The organism is Psychrobacter aestuarii (assembly GCF_904846035.1).
Classification (GTDB): domain Bacteria; phylum Pseudomonadota; class Gammaproteobacteria; order Pseudomonadales; family Moraxellaceae; genus Psychrobacter; species Psychrobacter aestuarii.
Map to the genome: position 1 here is coordinate 1,901,650 of NZ_CAJGYT010000001.1, position 16,123 is coordinate 1,917,772.

A 16,123-nucleotide genomic window follows, 5' to 3' on the forward strand; every position below is an offset into this window, starting at 1 on the left:
CGAACAACAGCACAGCATAGCATAGTGGCGATTTATGCAAACGGTTTGTGCAAACCCAAGATACGCCTTTTACATTGAGTCGCTTGCATAAAATGTGTATGTTAAAACCATAAACAAAGGAAACGTTGATTAAAAATTTGCCACGATAACAAGGAGAGCTCGGTTATGGACAATACGCACAAGCCTGTAAGGCGCGATGACAAAGTGTGGTTAAAGACTTATGAAGCCCTAGGCATGGATTATGACATCCAGATGCCTGCGGACAACACGTCTTTGATTGATATGTTTGAAAAAAGTTTTGCCAAATACAGCGACAAGACCGCCTACATCTGTATGGGCAAGTCCTTGACGTTTCAGGAAGTCGATTTATATAGCCGTCTTGTCGCCGCCTACCTACAATCCTTAGGACTGACCAAAGGCGATAAAGTCGCGGTCATGATGCCGAACATCTTGCAGCTGCCCATCACCGTCATTGGCGTGCTGCGCGCAGGCTTGACCTTGGTCAATGTCAACCCGCTGTACACCACCAAAGAGCTGGAGCATCAGCTGACCGACTCCGATACCAAAGCCTTATTTATTCTAGAAAACTTCGCCAAAACTTACCAAGACATCGGGCGTAACGTGGTCGAGCATGTGGTCATTACCAGCATGGGCGATATGATGGGCGCGCTCAAAGGTTTTATCGTGAATGCCGTGGTGCGCCACGTCAAAAAGCTCGTGCCTGATTACAAGGTCGCAGGCAGTGTGCGCTTTAAAGACGCCTTGGGCGAGGTCACCAGCAGCAAGTACAAGCGCCCAAGTCATGTCAGTATTCATGACGTGGCGGTGCTGCAGTACACTGGCGGTACCACTGGGGTGGCAAAAGGCGCGATGCTCACGCACAAAAACCTGCTCGCCAACTTGATGCAATCGGACACCTTTTTGGGCAGCGTGTTTGATGATTTTGAGCACAGCGGCGAGCAGCCCGTCATCATGACCGCCTTACCGCTGTATCATATTTTCTCGTTTACCGTGTGCGGCATGTTCGGTCTGTATCGCGGCTGCATCAACCTATTGGTGCCCAACCCGCGCGACCTAGACAGCTTATTAAAGGCCTATGAGGCGCATCCGCCCGCGTTTTTCCCAGCGGTCAATACGCTGTTTAACGCCCTTGCCAACAATGAGCGCTTTGCCGCGATGGACCACAGCAAGCTGACCACCTCAATGGGTGGCGGCATGGCAGTACTTGCACCCACCGCTGAAAAATGGCGACAAATCACAGGCAATGTCATCACCCAAGGCTACGGTCTGTCTGAAACCTCACCTGTCGCGACCGCCAACCCCATTAACAGCGCGCACTTTAATGGCACGATTGGTATTCCGATGCCTGCGACCGATGTGGCGATTTTGGATGAAAACGGCGATGAGTTGCCCCTCGGCGAGCGCGGCGAGATTGGCATCCGTGGTCCGCAGGTCATGAAAGGCTACTGGAAGCGTGACGATGCCACCGCCGAGTCGATGACCGAAGACGGATTTTTCCGTACAGGTGACATCGGCATCATGGACGATGAAGGCTACGTGACCATTGTAGATCGCAAAAAAGACATGATTTTGGTCTCAGGTTTTAACGTCTATCCGAACGAAGTTGAAGAAGTGATGGCCGCGCATCCAAAAATCCTAGAATGCGGTGTGATTGGCGTGCCTGATGATAAAAGCGGCGAAGTGCCCAAAATCTATGTGGTCAAAAAAGAGGACAGCCTCACCGAAGAAGACGTGCTCAGCTATGCCAAAAAAGAGCTGACAGGGTACAAGCGCCCGCGTCATGTCGAGTTCATTGATGAGCTGCCAAAGTCCAATGTGGGCAAAATCTTGCGTAAAGACTTGCGTCAGCTCGAAGAAGATAAGCATGGCAAGAATACCAAAGCGGCGGACACGTCAGCGGCAGCAGACAGCGTAGACGCAGGCGACACGCAAGCCTAACCGCGCTCACTGCTCTGCGGCAACCCAGCAATATCAAGGTATTGACACTGCACTAAGGCTGAGCGCCTTATAAACGCGCTCAGCTTTTTTTGTGGCAGAGAGGTCGTGCGCTGGCACATAGCGCTTTTTCAACAAAACTGCTATAGTGCCAGCGGATGATTTTTTCTGACCCATGCTGTCCGCCACGCGGCTCAAGTGTCACGCGGGCAGACTTGCAGGTATTTTTTTTGCCGCAAGCAAGATGCACAAATCACCATTAACGTATACGATAGTGGTCCCCACATTCCATTAAGCTGTAGTTTTTATCAACACTTTTAGGACAAGTCATGACTGACCATACCAATAACAACACCAGCCAATCATCTGACCAAAAGCCTGCCCATAAGCATAACGATAAAGACATCGCCGAGGTCAATGAGTTTCCGACCATGCCTGAAGTGCCAAGCGACCGTCCGTGGCTGAGTGCCTATGAGCGTTACGGCATCAAGGCAGACATCGACATGCCCGCAGAGGACACCTCGCTCCTTGACGTCTTTGAGCGCAATTTTCGCCGTTATGGCAACAAGCCCGCCTACATTTGCATGGGCTCGAGCATCAGCTATAAACAGCTCGATTTATACAGCCGTCAGATTGCCAGTTATTTGCAATCGATTGGTCTACAGCAGGGTGACAGAGTCGGCGTGATGATGCCGAACATCTTGCAATACCCGATTGTGGCGCTCGGCATTATCCGCGCAGGCATGATACTCGTGAACGTCAATCCACTCTACACCAGCCGCGAGCTGTCGCACCAACTGTGTGATAGCGGCGCAAAAGCGCTGTTCGTGGTCGAAAACTTTGCCAAAACTTATCAAAAGGCAGAAGATAAAGGCGCAGTCAAGCACGTCATCGTCTGTAAACTCGGCGATATGCTCGGTCTGCTCAAAGGCACAGCGGTCAATCTGGTCGCCCGCCACGTCAAAAAAATCATTCCCGCTTATCGCTTGCCTGAGAGCGTAAGCTTTAAACATGCGCTCGGCGAAATCTCAGCCAGCCATTACCAGCGCCCCTCATTGAACCTCAGTGACGTTGCCTTGCTGCAATACACAGGCGGCACGACAGGCGTCGCCAAAGGCGCGATGCTCTCGCACGGCAACCTCGTCGCCAATATGCTACAAATTAATGCACTGATGGAAAGCGCCTTTGATGATGACGTACACGCTGATGACGTGATTTTGACCGCGTTGCCGTTGTATCACGTGTTTTCATTTATGGTCTGCGGCATGTATGGCATGTATCAAGGCTACGCAGGACTGCTCATTCCAAACCCACGCGATTTGGACGGTTTGATTAAAGAGATGGGCAAATACAAGCCTGCCTTTATCCCTGCGGTCAATACCTTGTTTAATGGCTTGGTCAATAAAGACGGCTTTGCTGACCTTGACTTTTCGAACCTCAAAGCCTCGATTGGTGGCGGGATGTCGGTACTGCCGAGCGTCGCTAAAAAGTGGCATGAGATTACTGGTCTGCCGATTGTTGAGGGCTATGGTCTGTCTGAGACCTCACCTGTGGTCGCCTTTAACCCCATGACCATCGCCGAATTTACGGGCAAGATTGGCATACCAGCGTCCAGCACCGATGTTGTCTTGATTGATAATGATGAAAACGAAGTGGCACTCGGTGAGCGCGGCGAGATTTGTGTCAAAGGTCCACAGGTGATGATTGGCTATCAAAACCGCCCGAAAGAAACTGCCGAGAGCTTTACCGCATCGGGCTATCTCAAGACAGGCGATATCGGCATCATGAATGAAAAAGGCTTTATCAAAATCGTGGATCGCAAAAAAGACATGATTTTGGTCTCGGGCTTTAACGTCTATCCGAACGAAATCGAAGAGGCGATGAGCGAGCACCCAGCGGTCAAAGAATGCGGCGCTATTGGTGTGCCAAGCGAAGAGCGCGGCGAAGAGCCAAAGATTTTTGTGGTCAAAAAAGGCGAGGTCAGTGAGCAAGAGCTGCTAGATTTTGGCAAAGAGCAACTGACAGGCTACAAACGCCCACGCCATGTCGAATTCGTTGATGAGCTGCCAAAATCAAACGTCGGTAAAATCCTACGTAAAGAGCTGCGCAAAATGGAAGGGTTGGAATAAACCACCGCCAAAACGCAGTCGCCTAACGCAGCCACTTTCTTGCTATTGCGCGTGGTCCGCGTTAGGATATCCCGATATTGGGCAGGGCAGCGCCTATACTGCCTTGGTGGCAGGCGGGCGTAACAGGCGTCCGCGCATGGCCTGCGTCAATATCACCCCTTAGAGCATCGTACTGGAAAACATTATGCGTATTGATAATCGTCAGCTGGACCAACTTCGTTCAATCAGTTTTGAGCGCCATTACACCAAACACGCGGAAGGCTCAGTATTGGTCAGCTTTGGAGACACCAAAGTGCTGTGTACCGCCAGTGTCGAAGCAGGTGTGCCACGCTGGCTCAAAGGCAAAAACAAAGGCTGGATTACTGCTGAATATGGCATGCTACCCCGTGCGACCAACACCCGCAACCAACGCGAAGCGGCACGCGGCAAGCAGTCTGGACGCACCCAAGAGATTCAGCGCTTAATCGGTCGTAGCCTACGCGCGATGATTGATTTGAGCAAATTGGGCGAAAACACCATCTATATCGACTGTGACGTACTGCAAGCAGACGGCGGCACACGCACCGCGAGCATCACAGGTGCGGCCATCGCGCTGATTGATGCGCTTGAGAGCGTACAAAAAAGCAAAAAGCTTAAAACCGACCCGTTAATCGGCTTGGTGGCGGCGGTGTCTGTGGGCATCAAAAACGGCGAAGCCTATCTGGACTTGTGCTACGAAGAAGATGCCAGCTGTGACACTGACTTAAACGTGGTCATGACCCAAAAAGGCGAGTACATCGAAATCCAAGGCACCGCAGAAGAAAAGCCCTTTAGCCGTATGGAAGCGAATAAGATGCTCGACTTGGCAGAAAAAGGCATCGCCGAGCTGGTTGAGCTACAAAAGACAGCGCTTGACTGGTAATGGGCAGACGGCTTTGACTCACTGATAAGGACTCGCTATGCTTAAACTGACCGATGAGGGCGCAAAAATCACCCTACAAGGACAGCCACCCACGGCGGATAATGGCATGTTTTGGTTTGGGTCGGCGCTGCTTATCGGAGCGGTTGCGGTTGCGATGGCGATGAGCTTTTTGCCTGAGCGCCTAGCGATTGGCGCGCTGGCATTATTGATTATCGGCTCGTTTATTTTTAACCGTCAGCGCTTAAAGCAAAAGCAAGCGAATGCTGGACGCATCTGCGGCGGTGTGTTGTGGGTGCGGGCAGGCGAGCTGGTACATGATGGCAGCAAGCGCGAGCATATCGTGCTTGAGCCGACCGATCACGTCACCATTTATGGCGCGCAGCTACAAATCGTCGCTGCTGACAATACGCGTAAATACCACATCAGCGGCTTTGACAGCGCGCAAGAAGCTGAGGCGACCAAAGCCATTTTAGAAGGCAAAAGCCTCACCAAGCGCCACGTCAATATCAAAATGCAAGACAGTCCCGCACCGTGACTCTGCGGTATGGATTGATGTGAATAAACACACCACCTTATCCCTATCGGGTCGAGCATAGCGCCGTTGTCGGCGTTATTTTTATGCCTAATACAAACCTATCAAATGCGCCTGATGCCTAAAAAATCGCGGTCACATACAGCGCGCTGCCTGTGATAAACACAGTCAATTTGCCCCTTTTGTCCTGATAAGGTCACTTTTTGTCGGTAATAAGACTTGCACAAGCAGGGCAAGATGGTTTATAAAATAGGACGGGTCAGCTCATCACGATAATACGTTTACAGGTAAGATTCTCGTTTTATAACAAGGAGTTAGTTATGCCGTGTTTGTCCCTGTTTACCCCCGCAAGCCAGCGACCGCACTCAGCGCGTCGTTCTTTTTTTAACGTACCGCATGCGTTGTCCGTCGCCGTAGGTCTGGGCGGTATGCTGACTGTGGGCAGTATCAGCGCCCATGCCGACAGTCTCGGCGCGCTGATTGCGCAAAAATCGGTACAAGCGGATGATGGTGTGCCGCCTGCGCGTATCAGCAACCGCATCCGTATCCAGCCCAGTAGCGCACGCGCGAACGTCAATGCCCAAGCTACCATCAGCCCCAGCTACACCAGTACCCGCCGCAGCGCCAGTTATCAAAGCACAAGCCAGCCTGCCCAATCCAGTTACCGTATTTCAAATCAGTCAGGTCGTCAGATGTCCAGCGCGGACAATGCCCCAGCCACCCGCAATACCTACGCCACCCGCTACGTCACGTCCAACACCTATAGCGCACCCACCTACAGCACGTCTTATAGCGCCCCTCAGCCTGCGCAGCAAAGCATCTCGCACCAAGCCTCTATGGCACTGCTCAATCAACTAACCCGCAGCCAATACGACAATGTGGACAGTGCGCATTTGCCACTGGTCAGCAATGCCGAGAGCGTAAGCAATCAGGCGGTGCGTGAGGTGATGAATACCGCACGGGTCATGGCATTGAATGAGCGCGCCATTATTAAAGGCGGCTGCTGGGACTATTTAAACGCGGTATTCAACCGCGCAGGGGTCAGCCGCAGTACCGTGCATAAAGGCGAGTATCGCGGTGGTCCTTATGCCAATCGTGAAGATATCCAAGTCGGCGATTGGCTGTATTACATCAACCACGGCTACAACGATATTGAGCACAGCGGACTGTTCGTCGGCTGGGTGGACAAAGAAGCCAACCAAGCCTTGATACTGAGCTACGCGGGCGAAAACCGCCACGAGCCTGCGCGCTATCGCGTGTATGACTTGAGCCATGTGTATAACATCATGCGTCCCAATGCCTAATTGGGGCATCATTGTGGCGTAATCGGGCGCTGCTGCTGACCCACCAGCCGCCCAAAACCTAGCGACAGGCTCAGCCGATAGCACAAAAAAAGCCCACATAAGGACATGTGGGCTTTTTTGCGGCGGGGCAGCGTACTAAAACGGCTTGACCACCACCAAAATCACAATAAAAATCAAGGCAAACACGGGCACTTCGTTAAACCAGCGCCAAAACTTATGCGTTTTATAATGCGGGTTGTCGATGAGCTTTTTGCGGTAATAGCCGCACATGCCGTGGTAGCCAGAGAGCAGCACCACGAGCGCCAGCTTGGCATGTAGCCAGCCTTGGGTTTTGTACACCTCCCAGCCAAGCACCACCATCCACAGACCGAGCGCCCATGTGGCAATCATCGCAGGGGTCATGATGCCGCGATACAGCTTGCGCTCCATCACCACAAAACGGTCATGACTGACGCCATCGTCACTCATCGCATGGTACACAAACAGGCGCGGTAAATAGAAAATCGCCGCAAACCAGCAGACCATAGCGATGATGTGCCACGCCTTAATCCAAACAAAATACTCTGGCATAATCTCGCCTCTATCGGTGAATCGCTATCGGTCGTTCAATCACTCAGCGAGCATCATTTGTGATTCGTGCCCACTCATGGCATCAACCACAGGCAGCACTTTTGGCGCGCGCGGCTTGGCATACATCGGGGTCAGCCCAAGCGTCTTCATCAAGCGTTGGTCACCTGACTGGCTGGCATTGCCCGTCGTCAATAGCTTGTCACCATAAAAGAATGAGTTGGCACCCGCCATAAAGGCTAAGGCTTGCTCAGCGTCGGACAGGCTCTCACGTCCTGCCGATAGGCGCACATAGCTGCTCGGGCAGCAAATACGCGTCACCGCAATGGTGCGAATCCACTCAAGTACTGACAGCTCGCCCTCGGCAAGCACTTTGTCACCAAGCGGCGTACCTGCGATAGGCACGAGCAAGTTGACGGGAATAGACTCAGGCGGCTTGGGCATTTTTAGCAGTTCATGCACCCAGTCAATGCGGTCGTCACGGCTCTCACCCATACCAACGATGTTGCCGCTACAGACATTGATGCCCGATTGACGCACGTGCGCGAGCGTATCTAAGCGCTCATCATAGGTGCGCGTGCTGACCACTTGCTCATAGTAGCTGCGCGAGGTGTCAAGGTTGTGATTGTAGTAGTCCAAACCTGCGTCAGACAGCTGCTCGGCTTGGTTGGGGCTGAGCATACCTAGCGTCATGCAGGTCTCAAGCCCTAGGCTTTTGACTTCTTTAATCAGCTCGACCACATAGGGCATGTCTTTTTCGCTGGGGTGCTTCCACGCCGCTCCCATACAAAAGCGCGATGAGCCTGAGGCTTTGGCTTGCTTGGCAGCGGCAATCACCTTATCGACCGCAAGGCGCTTTTCGGCTTGTAGCTTGGTTTTGTCGCGGTGGTGTCCTGATTGTGAGCAGTAGCCGCAGTCTTCAGGGCAGTTGCCCGTCTTAATCGACAGTAGGGTGCTGATTTGCACTTCATTAGCGGCAAAGTGCTCGCGGTGTACGGTTTGCGCTTGGAGCAATAAGTCCATCAATGGCAAATCAAACAGCGCGGCGATGGCTTCGCGGCTTTTGGGCGGGGTGGGGGCAGTTGAAGTCATAGGCGTATCGGTTGCTGAGTTGGGGGTATTTGCGGTAGGTTCTGTGATTGAGAGCAGTCCTGCCATGATACAAATCCTTTTATCTGTAAAGCTTAAAAAACAGCGTTAAAGAACGGTGTCTAAGGGTGTCGCCATAGCAGCGCGCGTCGTTTGGGCGCTGAAAAAAAGGCTGCGATACCTGTAGTATACCGCAACCTTTGGTATAAAAGCACACTTGTACACCAAACCATGGCGCAACGCACGAAGCAAAAGCGTAAAAGCGTGTGCTGCACAAGCTAGGACTTATGATTTGCCCATTTTGTGCTTGGCCACACCAAGCCAGTGGTGGGCGGTTTTTTGTGCTTTATACGCATAGGGCTTGGCGCGCTGGATATAAGGCGTCAGCTCTTCTGGTACAGGTGGTACGATGTGTTTTGCCAATTTATTAAACCACATAATCAGGCTGTAATCACCCTCCATGCTCAACTTGCCTTCTTGCACAGCCGTCATAAAGCCTGTGGCGTTGCCTTGGGTCAATAGCTTAACACCCGTCATCGAGTCTTTAAACTTGATAGACAGTGATGGCGCGTCAGCGTGACCGCTGTGCTGAGAAAACTCACCATTGTCAAACACATAGTAGCGCGCGACGCCCGTTTCTTCACTGGTGAACTCAATGGTCGCTTGACGGTCAGCAAATAGGGCTTGCACGTCTTCGTTATCACTTGAGGCCAGCATAGACAGACGATAGCCAATGACGGCAAGCAGCACGTCTAACGGGTCAGATTTGATATCCAAAACAGGAATAGTAAACATAATCGCGCTCCTAAAATTGATCAATATAAGGGGGTCATGAAATATAGCACATCGGTGCTATAGCATTGGCACTGAGTATAAACCATTTCTGCTAAGCGACTCTTTATGAATTACGTAGAAGGTATTAACTATCTTGTAACAATATGCACAAGCGTCGGTTGTTGCTTCTGGCGTATTCAGGCTTGACAAAGCACTTATGCGCGCAGACAACCCGCTACTCAAAGCGCGGCTCAAAATCCTCGCCATAGACGGGGGTGTGCTCGACAAGACGCGGTGGGTGCGTGCGGCGCGCCTGTGCCACTCGTCCGCTGACATCGTCATAACGCAGCGCCCGATACAGCACCCATGCAAACAGGGGCAGCCAGCTGATACCAAGCGCCAGCACATAGCTGTGCCATGTCGATAACTGCGCAAAATGCACAAGGCTGCTGTGTATCAGCGCCACCAGCAGCGTATACAGCACCCCGCCGCACACATACCATAGCAGCCAGCGCTGTGCAGGCAGCAGCACCGCCGCCAAAAATCCCAGCGACATCCCTATCACAAACAGGAGCCCGCCCTGCATCGCGACCGCCCCATGTGTCAAACCAACCAGTAATAGCATCGTTATTCTCGCTGTCATTAGGTGAATGTGAACCCCTGTATTATGACAACAAGCACCCAAAAGCTGAATACGACCCAAGCGCCTAAGCGTCAGCAGCTGACGTTTGGTTTTACTCATGGTACACAGCAAAAACTGCAAGCAGCGCAGTTATCATAAAGGTAACCATCAGCCGCAAAAAAGGGCAGCCAAAGCCGCCCTTATCTTAGTCAATCTTAGGGAATGATATCCCAGCGAATCATCGCTCTAGGTTTGGTATATGTAGCGCATCACGCCTCGTGGCGCGCGCCCCACCATGACAGCAGCCATACCAGTACCGCCCCTAAGATGATTAAGCCCACAGTCACAGGCCACTGCGCCCCACCAGGATAATGCCACGGCGCAACGTTGTGTACCGCTTGGGTCGCAAGTGTCGTCACCTTCCACGGCCAGACCTTGACCAGCGAGCCTGCGATAAAGCCCGTTAGTAGCGCAAGCGTGCCTTGATAATAGTGCGACAGCAGCCACTTTAGCAGACGCGTAAACAGCAGCAGTCCTGTGACCATACCTGCCATCACCGTCGCCACAATACCGATATCCAGTCGATGTACCGCGTCGAGCACCGTATCATACACCCCAAGCAGCAACAGGATAAAGGAGCCTGACACCCCAGGCAAAATCATCGCACAAATGGCAATCGCCCCAGCAAAGAACAAATACGGCAAGCTCGGCTCAGTCGTCAGTAACGGCAATGTGCTGATAACCACTGCCGCCACCATACCGACCCCGAATAAGGCAACGCGTGACAACGTCCAGCGCTTAATCTCCGCCAGCAGAATGACCACCGTCGCCACGACCAAGCCAAAAAAGAACGACCAAATCAGTAGCGGCTGATTGTCCAGCAAGTTTTTGATAATGCCTGCAAGGGTCGCAAAGCTGGTGGCGATGCCGAGCACCAAGCACAATAAAAAGGTCGCATCGACATGTCGCCATACCGCTGCAATGCCGCGCATCCCACCTTCAGCGCGAAAAATCGACCACAGATGCGGGCCAATACGACTGAGCGCACCAATCAAGCGCTCATAAATGCCTGCAATCAGCGCAATCGTACCGCCTGAGACACCAGGCACGATATCGGCGGCACCCATTGCAATGCCTTTGACATAGACGGTGGCGAGTGACTTTGGGGTGTTGTGGTATTCAGGCGGCTGATGCTGGGACGCGGTAGGTTTTGAGGGTGTGGTCATGACCACTCCTTGTAACGACAAAAAAGGTAAAAAAGAAAAAGAAGGCGATAAATAAATCCGCGTCAATCAAGGCGGTCACTATAATTTGGCGTGACCTGTGCCTTATTAAACGCGGATAGCAGTGTAGGGGTTATCAAGATGCCTGTCAGTAATGGACGTGTTATGTTCGGTCGCTTATGCGCGTGCGGGAACCAGCGCAGGGTAGCCAAGCGCGTACAAGACGCCTTCGAGCCCTGTGACATTGACCGCCGCATCTGCGCGCGCTTGCACAATCGGCTTGGCATGATACGCCACACCCAAATCAGCAATGCCCATCATTGGCAAGTCGTTTGCGCCGTCGCCCACACATACCACTTGCGACAGCTCAATGCCCAGCTGCTTGGCAGTTTGTTTGACGATTTCAGCTTTTTTGGCGCCGTTGACAATTGGCAGCTGTACGCGCCCAGTGACCGTGTCTTCATCAATGTCCAAATGGTTGGCGTGGACTTCATCAATGCCCAACTTGTCAGCGATGTATTCGGCAAAATAGGTAAAGCCACCTGAGACCAAGACCGTGTGATAGCCCAAAGACTTGAGCGCACGAATGGTGGTCAGCGCCCCCGTTGATAGGGTCAAGCGCGCACAAATCTCATCAAGTACCGTGGTCGGAATGCCTTCTAATAAGGCAACCCGCTTGGCGAATGACTCATCAAAATCAATCTCACCGCGCATCGCCGATTCGGTGATGGCTTCGACTTGCTCGCCGATGCCTGCGGTCTTAGCCAGCTCAACGATGACCTCTTGCTCAATCAAGGTCGAATCCATATCAAAACAGGCAAGCTTGTGCGTGCGCAGCATGTGCCCGACCGAGAGAATATGGCAATCTACCAAGTGGTCACGGTCAACGGCAAGCAGCGCTGTCTTCTCGCTGTCTTGGCTGTCATAATGGGCAGCAAGGTCACGGCGCAAGCGCGCGGTCAGCTGCTCATCGATGATGTGCGCAGCGGCAGTCTTTTTGGCGGGGTGCATCAAGGTATCGCCGACAGGCACCAGCAGATAGCGAAACACCGACGCGCCTACGAATGAGTTTTTGGGCGCTTGGTTATCAGAGGTGAGCGACACATCGACAAAGCGCGCGTGCTGGTCTTCAGCCACCGTCACCAGATGCCAGCTTGGCTGCTCATCGACCCATGATTGTACATAATTGTGGATATCAAGGGCGGGCACGTGCGCAGGCAGTACCACCACCAGAGCAAAGACAGGTAGGGACTGCAATGCATCAAAATCTCGCAAATTCGTACCATCAGGCAATAATGAGGCCACAGAATCCACAGCTTGTTGCCAAGCTTTGCTGTCTTTTGGTAACGAGTAAGGCGTATTTTTTAGCATGGCTGAATTGTCCCTTGTATGCTCAGATAAGATTAGGAATAATAACAGCTTTACTGCGTAGCGACCATAGGCGCTATAGGAAGTATTTTTGTGCGCTTTTGCCAAAAATAAGTTGATGATAAACTCCCATTGTTACGGGCTTTGGCGTAAAATGGCGAAGCCTGCAAGCGCACAATGAGCAGCGCGCGACACCGTCATGTGCGCGGCATGATGGCAAGAGATGACAGACCGTATGGGGTGTGCGCAACCAGATTATTCTAAGATGAGCGATTGGCTCATTTTTATTTTTTTCATTCAATAAAGTTTTGACATCATGATGTATTTTGCGCCACGGCAAGGGTTGTTTGCCATTATTATCTTGGTTAGTTTTTGTTTGCAGACTCTGCTACTTATTATCAGTACCGACCAACAGCTGACCAAAAGCCGTGAGCAAAAAGGCGAACAGATGGTCACCCAGCTGATTGACGAAGCGCGTCTGGCGATGGAGAACAAAGACCGCGTCAGCCTAAGCGTGATTGCCAACCGCTACACCAGCGAGCAGGACGTGGCGCGACTGGTAATTACCGATGGTAAAAATGATGTGCTCGTTCCTGTCGGCAACGCGCCGATGCAAAAGGGCGACACCATCCGCCAGATTGCCACCCAAGGCGAGTCGGTCATCGGTACGGTCGAGCTGACCTTAAAAGATGTCAGCACCGGCGAGATTATCGCCATGCAGTGGCCGTTTGTGGTCGGTTCATTAATATTGCATCTGTTTTTATGGCTGATTTATGGCTATATCGCTCGCCCAACCAAAGAGCAAATCAATGCCCTAAGCCGTGATATACACAGCTACAAGCTTGACATGGTGCCGCCTGCCGACAATAAAGACGCCCAAGCGCAAGAAGAGGGCGACATCGACGGTCAGCAGCACACCATCGTCAAACGCGCCGCGCTCAAGAGCAAAACCATCCATCAAGAGCTAAACGCCTACCTGAAATCGCACCAGCGTACGGACAAAGACGCGGAAGAAACTGCGGACGCGCCAGTACAGCCCATCAGCGCCCAGCCGACCAAATTGTCAGCGGCGCGCGAGTTTGATAGCGTCAGCGTCAATATCATGTTCCATGATGAATACAATATGCTAGAGCGCCTCGCGCCTGAGATGCGCATGCCGTATCTTGCGCTATGCACCCAGCTGCTGAATCAAGCCATCGACGAGCTGCTCACGCAGCCGATACTCTCAGGCGTGCAGCTACAAAACCGCCCAAGCTTTGATGACAAAGGGGCGTGTGCGCTACTAAAGGCGGACAATCGCCATGCCAAAGTGGCGCTCGCTGGCGTGATGCTCGGCAAGCTGTATCTGATGCTCAACAAAATCATCCATGACAAGCACATTGAGCTGTCACGCTTTGCGCTGCCTGTCAAAGTCGGCGTCAGCGATGAGGGACAAACCGATGCGCTAGAGCGCCTGCTCGACAGTAAAGGTAAAAAAGAGCAAATGCTCATCTTACTGCCCACTGAAGGGCTCAAGCAAATCGGTCATCATGTGCAGGTTTATAGCTTTAAGCGCCCAACCAGCGTTTATGAGCGTGAATGCGCCGTCTTTGATGGCGCCAATGAAACGCTCATGCAGCGCTTGGCGGATGCGCGCAATGCTGTACTTATGAGCGGTAATAACGAAAAGTAAACATTGCCAACAAGTCGTGTAGCCTGACTTAAAGGCACTTTAGTATGCGTTTGGCGTGTGAAAAGGATTGACAAGACGATGCCAAGACTTTATAAGGCATATATAAATCGAAGTAGTTTTTCATACGCCCACATAATAGGAGTTTGTCATGAGTGATTCTGATATTGATGACGATTTTGATGGTGATTTTGCAGATGACGATGATGCCAAACTGGTCGAAGAAGCCGAAACCAGCGCCCGCACGCGCCTAAGCAGCCTAGAAAAACGTCGTTTGATTGACAATTTGCTTGAAGAAAAGCGTTTAGAAAAGGCGCTTAAAGACGAGCTAGAAGACCTAGGCGACGATGACGACTGGGATGATGATGACGACTGGGACGACGATGACGACCTATAATGGCGCGTCATAACCCATATTGCCGCACGACCACTACCACTAGGAGACGTACTTAATGAGCAACCTACTAAGCTTTGATGAATTGCTGGATTTTTTGGACAGCTCAGATAGTCCTTATATCTTAGACAGTGTGGCAACACACGGGTTTTTGACCGCGACCATTATCGGGCCTGAGCTGCCCAACTGGTTGGACGCGTTGTTCGACAACGAAACCAAACAAGTCCCTGACAACGTCGTTGACGGCATTAAGCGCTGGCGCATGGCGATTATCAATGATTTAAAAAACGAAACCCCCATTGAGCTGCCGTTCAATGAAGACGCGGGCGACAGCGAAGTGGCGGTGGACTTTTCTGAGGACTCAGACATCGTGGCGTGGTCGATTGGTTTTGTCGATGCCATGTATGCCGATGATGCCGAAGACTGGTTCGCCGATGACGACACGGCTGATGATGTCGCGGTATTGACCCTGCCAATGGTGGTGCTCAGCGGCGTTGATGACGAAGACGAAGAGCTGATTGCCATGCGCAATGACGAAGACACGCTGGCTCAGATGGCGAACAGTATTGAAGGCAACTTAACGGAGCTGTTTTTGTTGTTTCATACCAACGACTAAGCAGCACGGATTCCACTTTTGGCACATAAGGCACTTCTATGCAGCTATCGAACCTTGAGCATTTGCCCAACTACCGCATCACCGAGCGCCTCGACGTGGTATACGGCAGCACGGTACGCTCTAAACACGTGGGCAAAGATTTTTTTGCAGGGCTACAAAACCTTGTCGGTGGCGAGCTGACCGCGTACACCGAGCTGCTTGAAGAGTCGCGCCAAGAGGCCATCGACCGTATGATTGTTAAAGCCAACGCCTTGGGCGCAGATGCTATCGTCGGCATTCGTTTTTCGACCTCCAGCATCGCTCAAGGCGCATCCGAGCTGTTCGTCTATGGCACGGCGGTCAAAGCTGTGCCGAGCACAGAGGTCAGCCCGCAGCCTTACGTCCAGCCTGCCAGCGCGCAGTCTGCCGATGACTTACCGCGCTTTAATCCTTTTGGTGAGTAACACGGCCGTCTGCATCCTGCGCCCCTACCGAGACGTCTCATGAACGATACGTTAACCAATCTGTTGATTAACTACGGCCCGATACTGGTTTTGATTGCGGTGGGCTGGTTTTTTGGGCGTCGCCATGAGCAAAAGCACCTAAACACGCTGGCACGTGACGAAGCAAGTCTTGCGTACATCAGCGTCTCTAACGAGCGCTTTTATCAGCCGACATTGACCGTAAATACCGAGGGCGCACTGGTGCTCGGCAGTGTGGTCATTGCCCAAGATTACTTTAAAATGTTTATCGCCAGAGTATTGAATTTCTTTGGCAAAAACCTGACCACCTACGAAACCTTACTTGAGCGTGCGCGCCGTGAAGCCTTATTGCGCCTGCGTCAAGAGGCCGCCGAGCAAGGCTATGACGCAGTCTACGGTCTGCGCTTTGAAGTTACTACCTTGAACCCGATGGGCACCATGGTCGAAGCCATTGCCTACGGCACAGCGGTAAAAAGTGCGCCGCGCTAAGCGGATGCTTATCTGTTTTACCTCAATGC

At 52.1% G+C, this 16,123-nt stretch carries 16 protein-coding genes; 10 read left to right on the forward strand and 6 right to left on the reverse strand.

Annotated features, from left to right (window positions below; all coding sequences use genetic code 11):
- Positions 1 to 165: 165 nt before the first annotated feature.
- From JMW05_RS08045 to JMW05_RS08065, 5 genes are all read left to right on the forward strand, one after another.
- A complete protein-coding gene (locus JMW05_RS08045) occupies positions 166 to 1,959 on the forward strand; it encodes an AMP-binding protein (protein ID WP_201504785.1) in 1,794 nt (597 codons plus the stop codon).
- Positions 1,960 to 2,285: 326 nt separating this feature from the next.
- On the forward strand, positions 2,286 to 4,085 hold the full coding sequence (locus JMW05_RS08050) for an AMP-binding protein (RefSeq protein ID WP_201504786.1): 1,800 nt from the start codon (positions 2,286 to 2,288) through the stop codon (positions 4,083 to 4,085).
- A gap of 184 nt (positions 4,086 to 4,269) precedes the next feature.
- Complete coding sequence (rph, locus tag JMW05_RS08055) at positions 4,270 to 4,986, forward strand: ribonuclease PH (RefSeq protein WP_201504787.1); 717 nt, start codon at positions 4,270 to 4,272, stop codon at positions 4,984 to 4,986.
- 37 nt (positions 4,987 to 5,023) lie between these two features.
- On the forward strand, positions 5,024 to 5,521 hold the full coding sequence (locus tag JMW05_RS08060; protein WP_201504788.1) for a hypothetical protein: 498 nt from the start codon (positions 5,024 to 5,026) through the stop codon (positions 5,519 to 5,521).
- Positions 5,522 to 5,838: 317 nt separating this feature from the next.
- Positions 5,839 to 6,822 carry a hypothetical protein gene (locus tag JMW05_RS08065; RefSeq protein ID WP_227691483.1) on the forward strand — a complete coding sequence of 328 codons (984 nt, stop codon included), beginning with the start codon at positions 5,839 to 5,841 and terminating at the stop codon, positions 6,820 to 6,822.
- 135 nt (positions 6,823 to 6,957) lie between these two features.
- Here the strand turns inward: JMW05_RS08065 and hemJ are convergent, their stop codons facing one another.
- The 6 genes from hemJ to serB form a co-directional block, all read right to left on the reverse strand.
- Positions 6,958 to 7,392, reverse strand: coding sequence for a protoporphyrinogen oxidase HemJ (gene hemJ / locus JMW05_RS08070; RefSeq protein WP_201504789.1), 435 nt, complete (start codon positions 7,390 to 7,392; stop codon positions 6,958 to 6,960).
- A gap of 39 nt (positions 7,393 to 7,431) precedes the next feature.
- Complete coding sequence (bioB, locus tag JMW05_RS08075; protein WP_227691562.1) at positions 7,432 to 8,481, reverse strand: biotin synthase BioB; 1,050 nt, start codon at positions 8,479 to 8,481, stop codon at positions 7,432 to 7,434.
- A gap of 282 nt (positions 8,482 to 8,763) precedes the next feature.
- Positions 8,764 to 9,273 carry a hypothetical protein gene (locus JMW05_RS08080; RefSeq protein WP_201504791.1) on the reverse strand — a complete coding sequence of 170 codons (510 nt, stop codon included), beginning with the start codon at positions 9,271 to 9,273 and terminating at the stop codon, positions 8,764 to 8,766.
- A 214-nt stretch (positions 9,274 to 9,487) separates the two neighbouring features.
- Complete coding sequence (locus JMW05_RS08085) at positions 9,488 to 9,877, reverse strand: hypothetical protein (protein WP_201504792.1); 390 nt, start codon at positions 9,875 to 9,877, stop codon at positions 9,488 to 9,490.
- Between the two features lie 266 nt (positions 9,878 to 10,143).
- Positions 10,144 to 11,100 carry a DUF368 domain-containing protein gene (locus tag JMW05_RS08090; RefSeq protein WP_201504793.1) on the reverse strand — a complete coding sequence of 319 codons (957 nt, stop codon included), beginning with the start codon at positions 11,098 to 11,100 and terminating at the stop codon, positions 10,144 to 10,146.
- Between the two features lie 174 nt (positions 11,101 to 11,274).
- Positions 11,275 to 12,468, reverse strand: a complete 1,194-nt coding sequence (gene serB, locus JMW05_RS08095; protein ID WP_201504794.1) for a phosphoserine phosphatase SerB — start codon at positions 12,466 to 12,468, stop codon at positions 11,275 to 11,277.
- Positions 12,469 to 12,781: 313 nt separating this feature from the next.
- Here serB and JMW05_RS08100 point away from each other — a divergent pair, with 313 nt between their 5' ends.
- The 5 genes from JMW05_RS08100 to JMW05_RS08120 all read left to right on the forward strand — a co-directional run bounded on the left by JMW05_RS08100 (position 12,782) and on the right by JMW05_RS08120 (position 16,094).
- Positions 12,782 to 14,137, forward strand: a complete 1,356-nt coding sequence (locus JMW05_RS08100; RefSeq protein WP_201504795.1) for a hypothetical protein — start codon at positions 12,782 to 12,784, stop codon at positions 14,135 to 14,137.
- Positions 14,138 to 14,285: 148 nt separating this feature from the next.
- A complete protein-coding gene (locus tag JMW05_RS08105) occupies positions 14,286 to 14,531 on the forward strand; it encodes a PA3496 family putative envelope integrity protein (protein WP_201504796.1) in 246 nt (81 codons plus the stop codon).
- Between the two features lie 55 nt (positions 14,532 to 14,586).
- On the forward strand, positions 14,587 to 15,144 hold the full coding sequence (locus JMW05_RS08110; protein ID WP_201504797.1) for a YecA/YgfB family protein: 558 nt from the start codon (positions 14,587 to 14,589) through the stop codon (positions 15,142 to 15,144).
- Positions 15,145 to 15,182: 38 nt separating this feature from the next.
- Positions 15,183 to 15,587 (forward strand): YbjQ family protein, encoded by a 405-nt coding sequence (locus tag JMW05_RS08115; RefSeq protein ID WP_201504798.1) that lies wholly within the window; start codon positions 15,183 to 15,185, stop codon positions 15,585 to 15,587.
- A gap of 39 nt (positions 15,588 to 15,626) precedes the next feature.
- Positions 15,627 to 16,094, forward strand: a complete 468-nt coding sequence (locus JMW05_RS08120; RefSeq protein WP_201504799.1) for a YbjQ family protein — start codon at positions 15,627 to 15,629, stop codon at positions 16,092 to 16,094.
- The last annotated feature ends 29 nt before the right edge of the window (positions 16,095 to 16,123 follow it).

Bases quoted from the DNA above. Each gene is read 5' to 3' on its own strand.
- JMW05_RS08060 (WP_201504788.1), top strand. From the start codon at position 5,024: ATGCTTAAACTGACCGATGAGGGCGCAAAAATCACCCTACAAGGACAG.
- JMW05_RS08120 (WP_201504799.1), top strand. From the start codon at position 15,627: ATGAACGATACGTTAACCAATCTGTTGATTAACTACGGCCCGATACTG.
- hemJ (WP_201504789.1), bottom strand. From the start codon at position 7,392: ATGCCAGAGTATTTTGTTTGGATTAAGGCGTGGCACATCATCGCTATG.
- rph (WP_201504787.1), top strand. From the start codon at position 4,270: ATGCGTATTGATAATCGTCAGCTGGACCAACTTCGTTCAATCAGTTTT.
- JMW05_RS08110 (WP_201504797.1), top strand. From the start codon at position 14,587: ATGAGCAACCTACTAAGCTTTGATGAATTGCTGGATTTTTTGGACAGC.
- JMW05_RS08065 (WP_227691483.1), top strand. From the start codon at position 5,839: ATGCCGTGTTTGTCCCTGTTTACCCCCGCAAGCCAGCGACCGCACTCA.
- JMW05_RS08115 (WP_201504798.1), top strand. From the start codon at position 15,183: ATGCAGCTATCGAACCTTGAGCATTTGCCCAACTACCGCATCACCGAG.
- serB (WP_201504794.1), bottom strand. From the start codon at position 12,468: ATGCTAAAAAATACGCCTTACTCGTTACCAAAAGACAGCAAAGCTTGG.
- JMW05_RS08050 (WP_201504786.1), top strand. From the start codon at position 2,286: ATGACTGACCATACCAATAACAACACCAGCCAATCATCTGACCAAAAG.
- JMW05_RS08085 (WP_201504792.1), bottom strand. From the start codon at position 9,877: ATGCTATTACTGGTTGGTTTGACACATGGGGCGGTCGCGATGCAGGGC.
- JMW05_RS08080 (WP_201504791.1), bottom strand. From the start codon at position 9,273: ATGTTTACTATTCCTGTTTTGGATATCAAATCTGACCCGTTAGACGTG.
- JMW05_RS08045 (WP_201504785.1), top strand. From the start codon at position 166: ATGGACAATACGCACAAGCCTGTAAGGCGCGATGACAAAGTGTGGTTA.
- JMW05_RS08105 (WP_201504796.1), top strand. From the start codon at position 14,286: ATGAGTGATTCTGATATTGATGACGATTTTGATGGTGATTTTGCAGAT.
- JMW05_RS08100 (WP_201504795.1), top strand. From the start codon at position 12,782: ATGATGTATTTTGCGCCACGGCAAGGGTTGTTTGCCATTATTATCTTG.
- bioB (WP_227691562.1), bottom strand. From the start codon at position 8,481: ATGACTTCAACTGCCCCCACCCCGCCCAAAAGCCGCGAAGCCATCGCC.
- JMW05_RS08090 (WP_201504793.1), bottom strand. From the start codon at position 11,100: ATGACCACACCCTCAAAACCTACCGCGTCCCAGCATCAGCCGCCTGAA.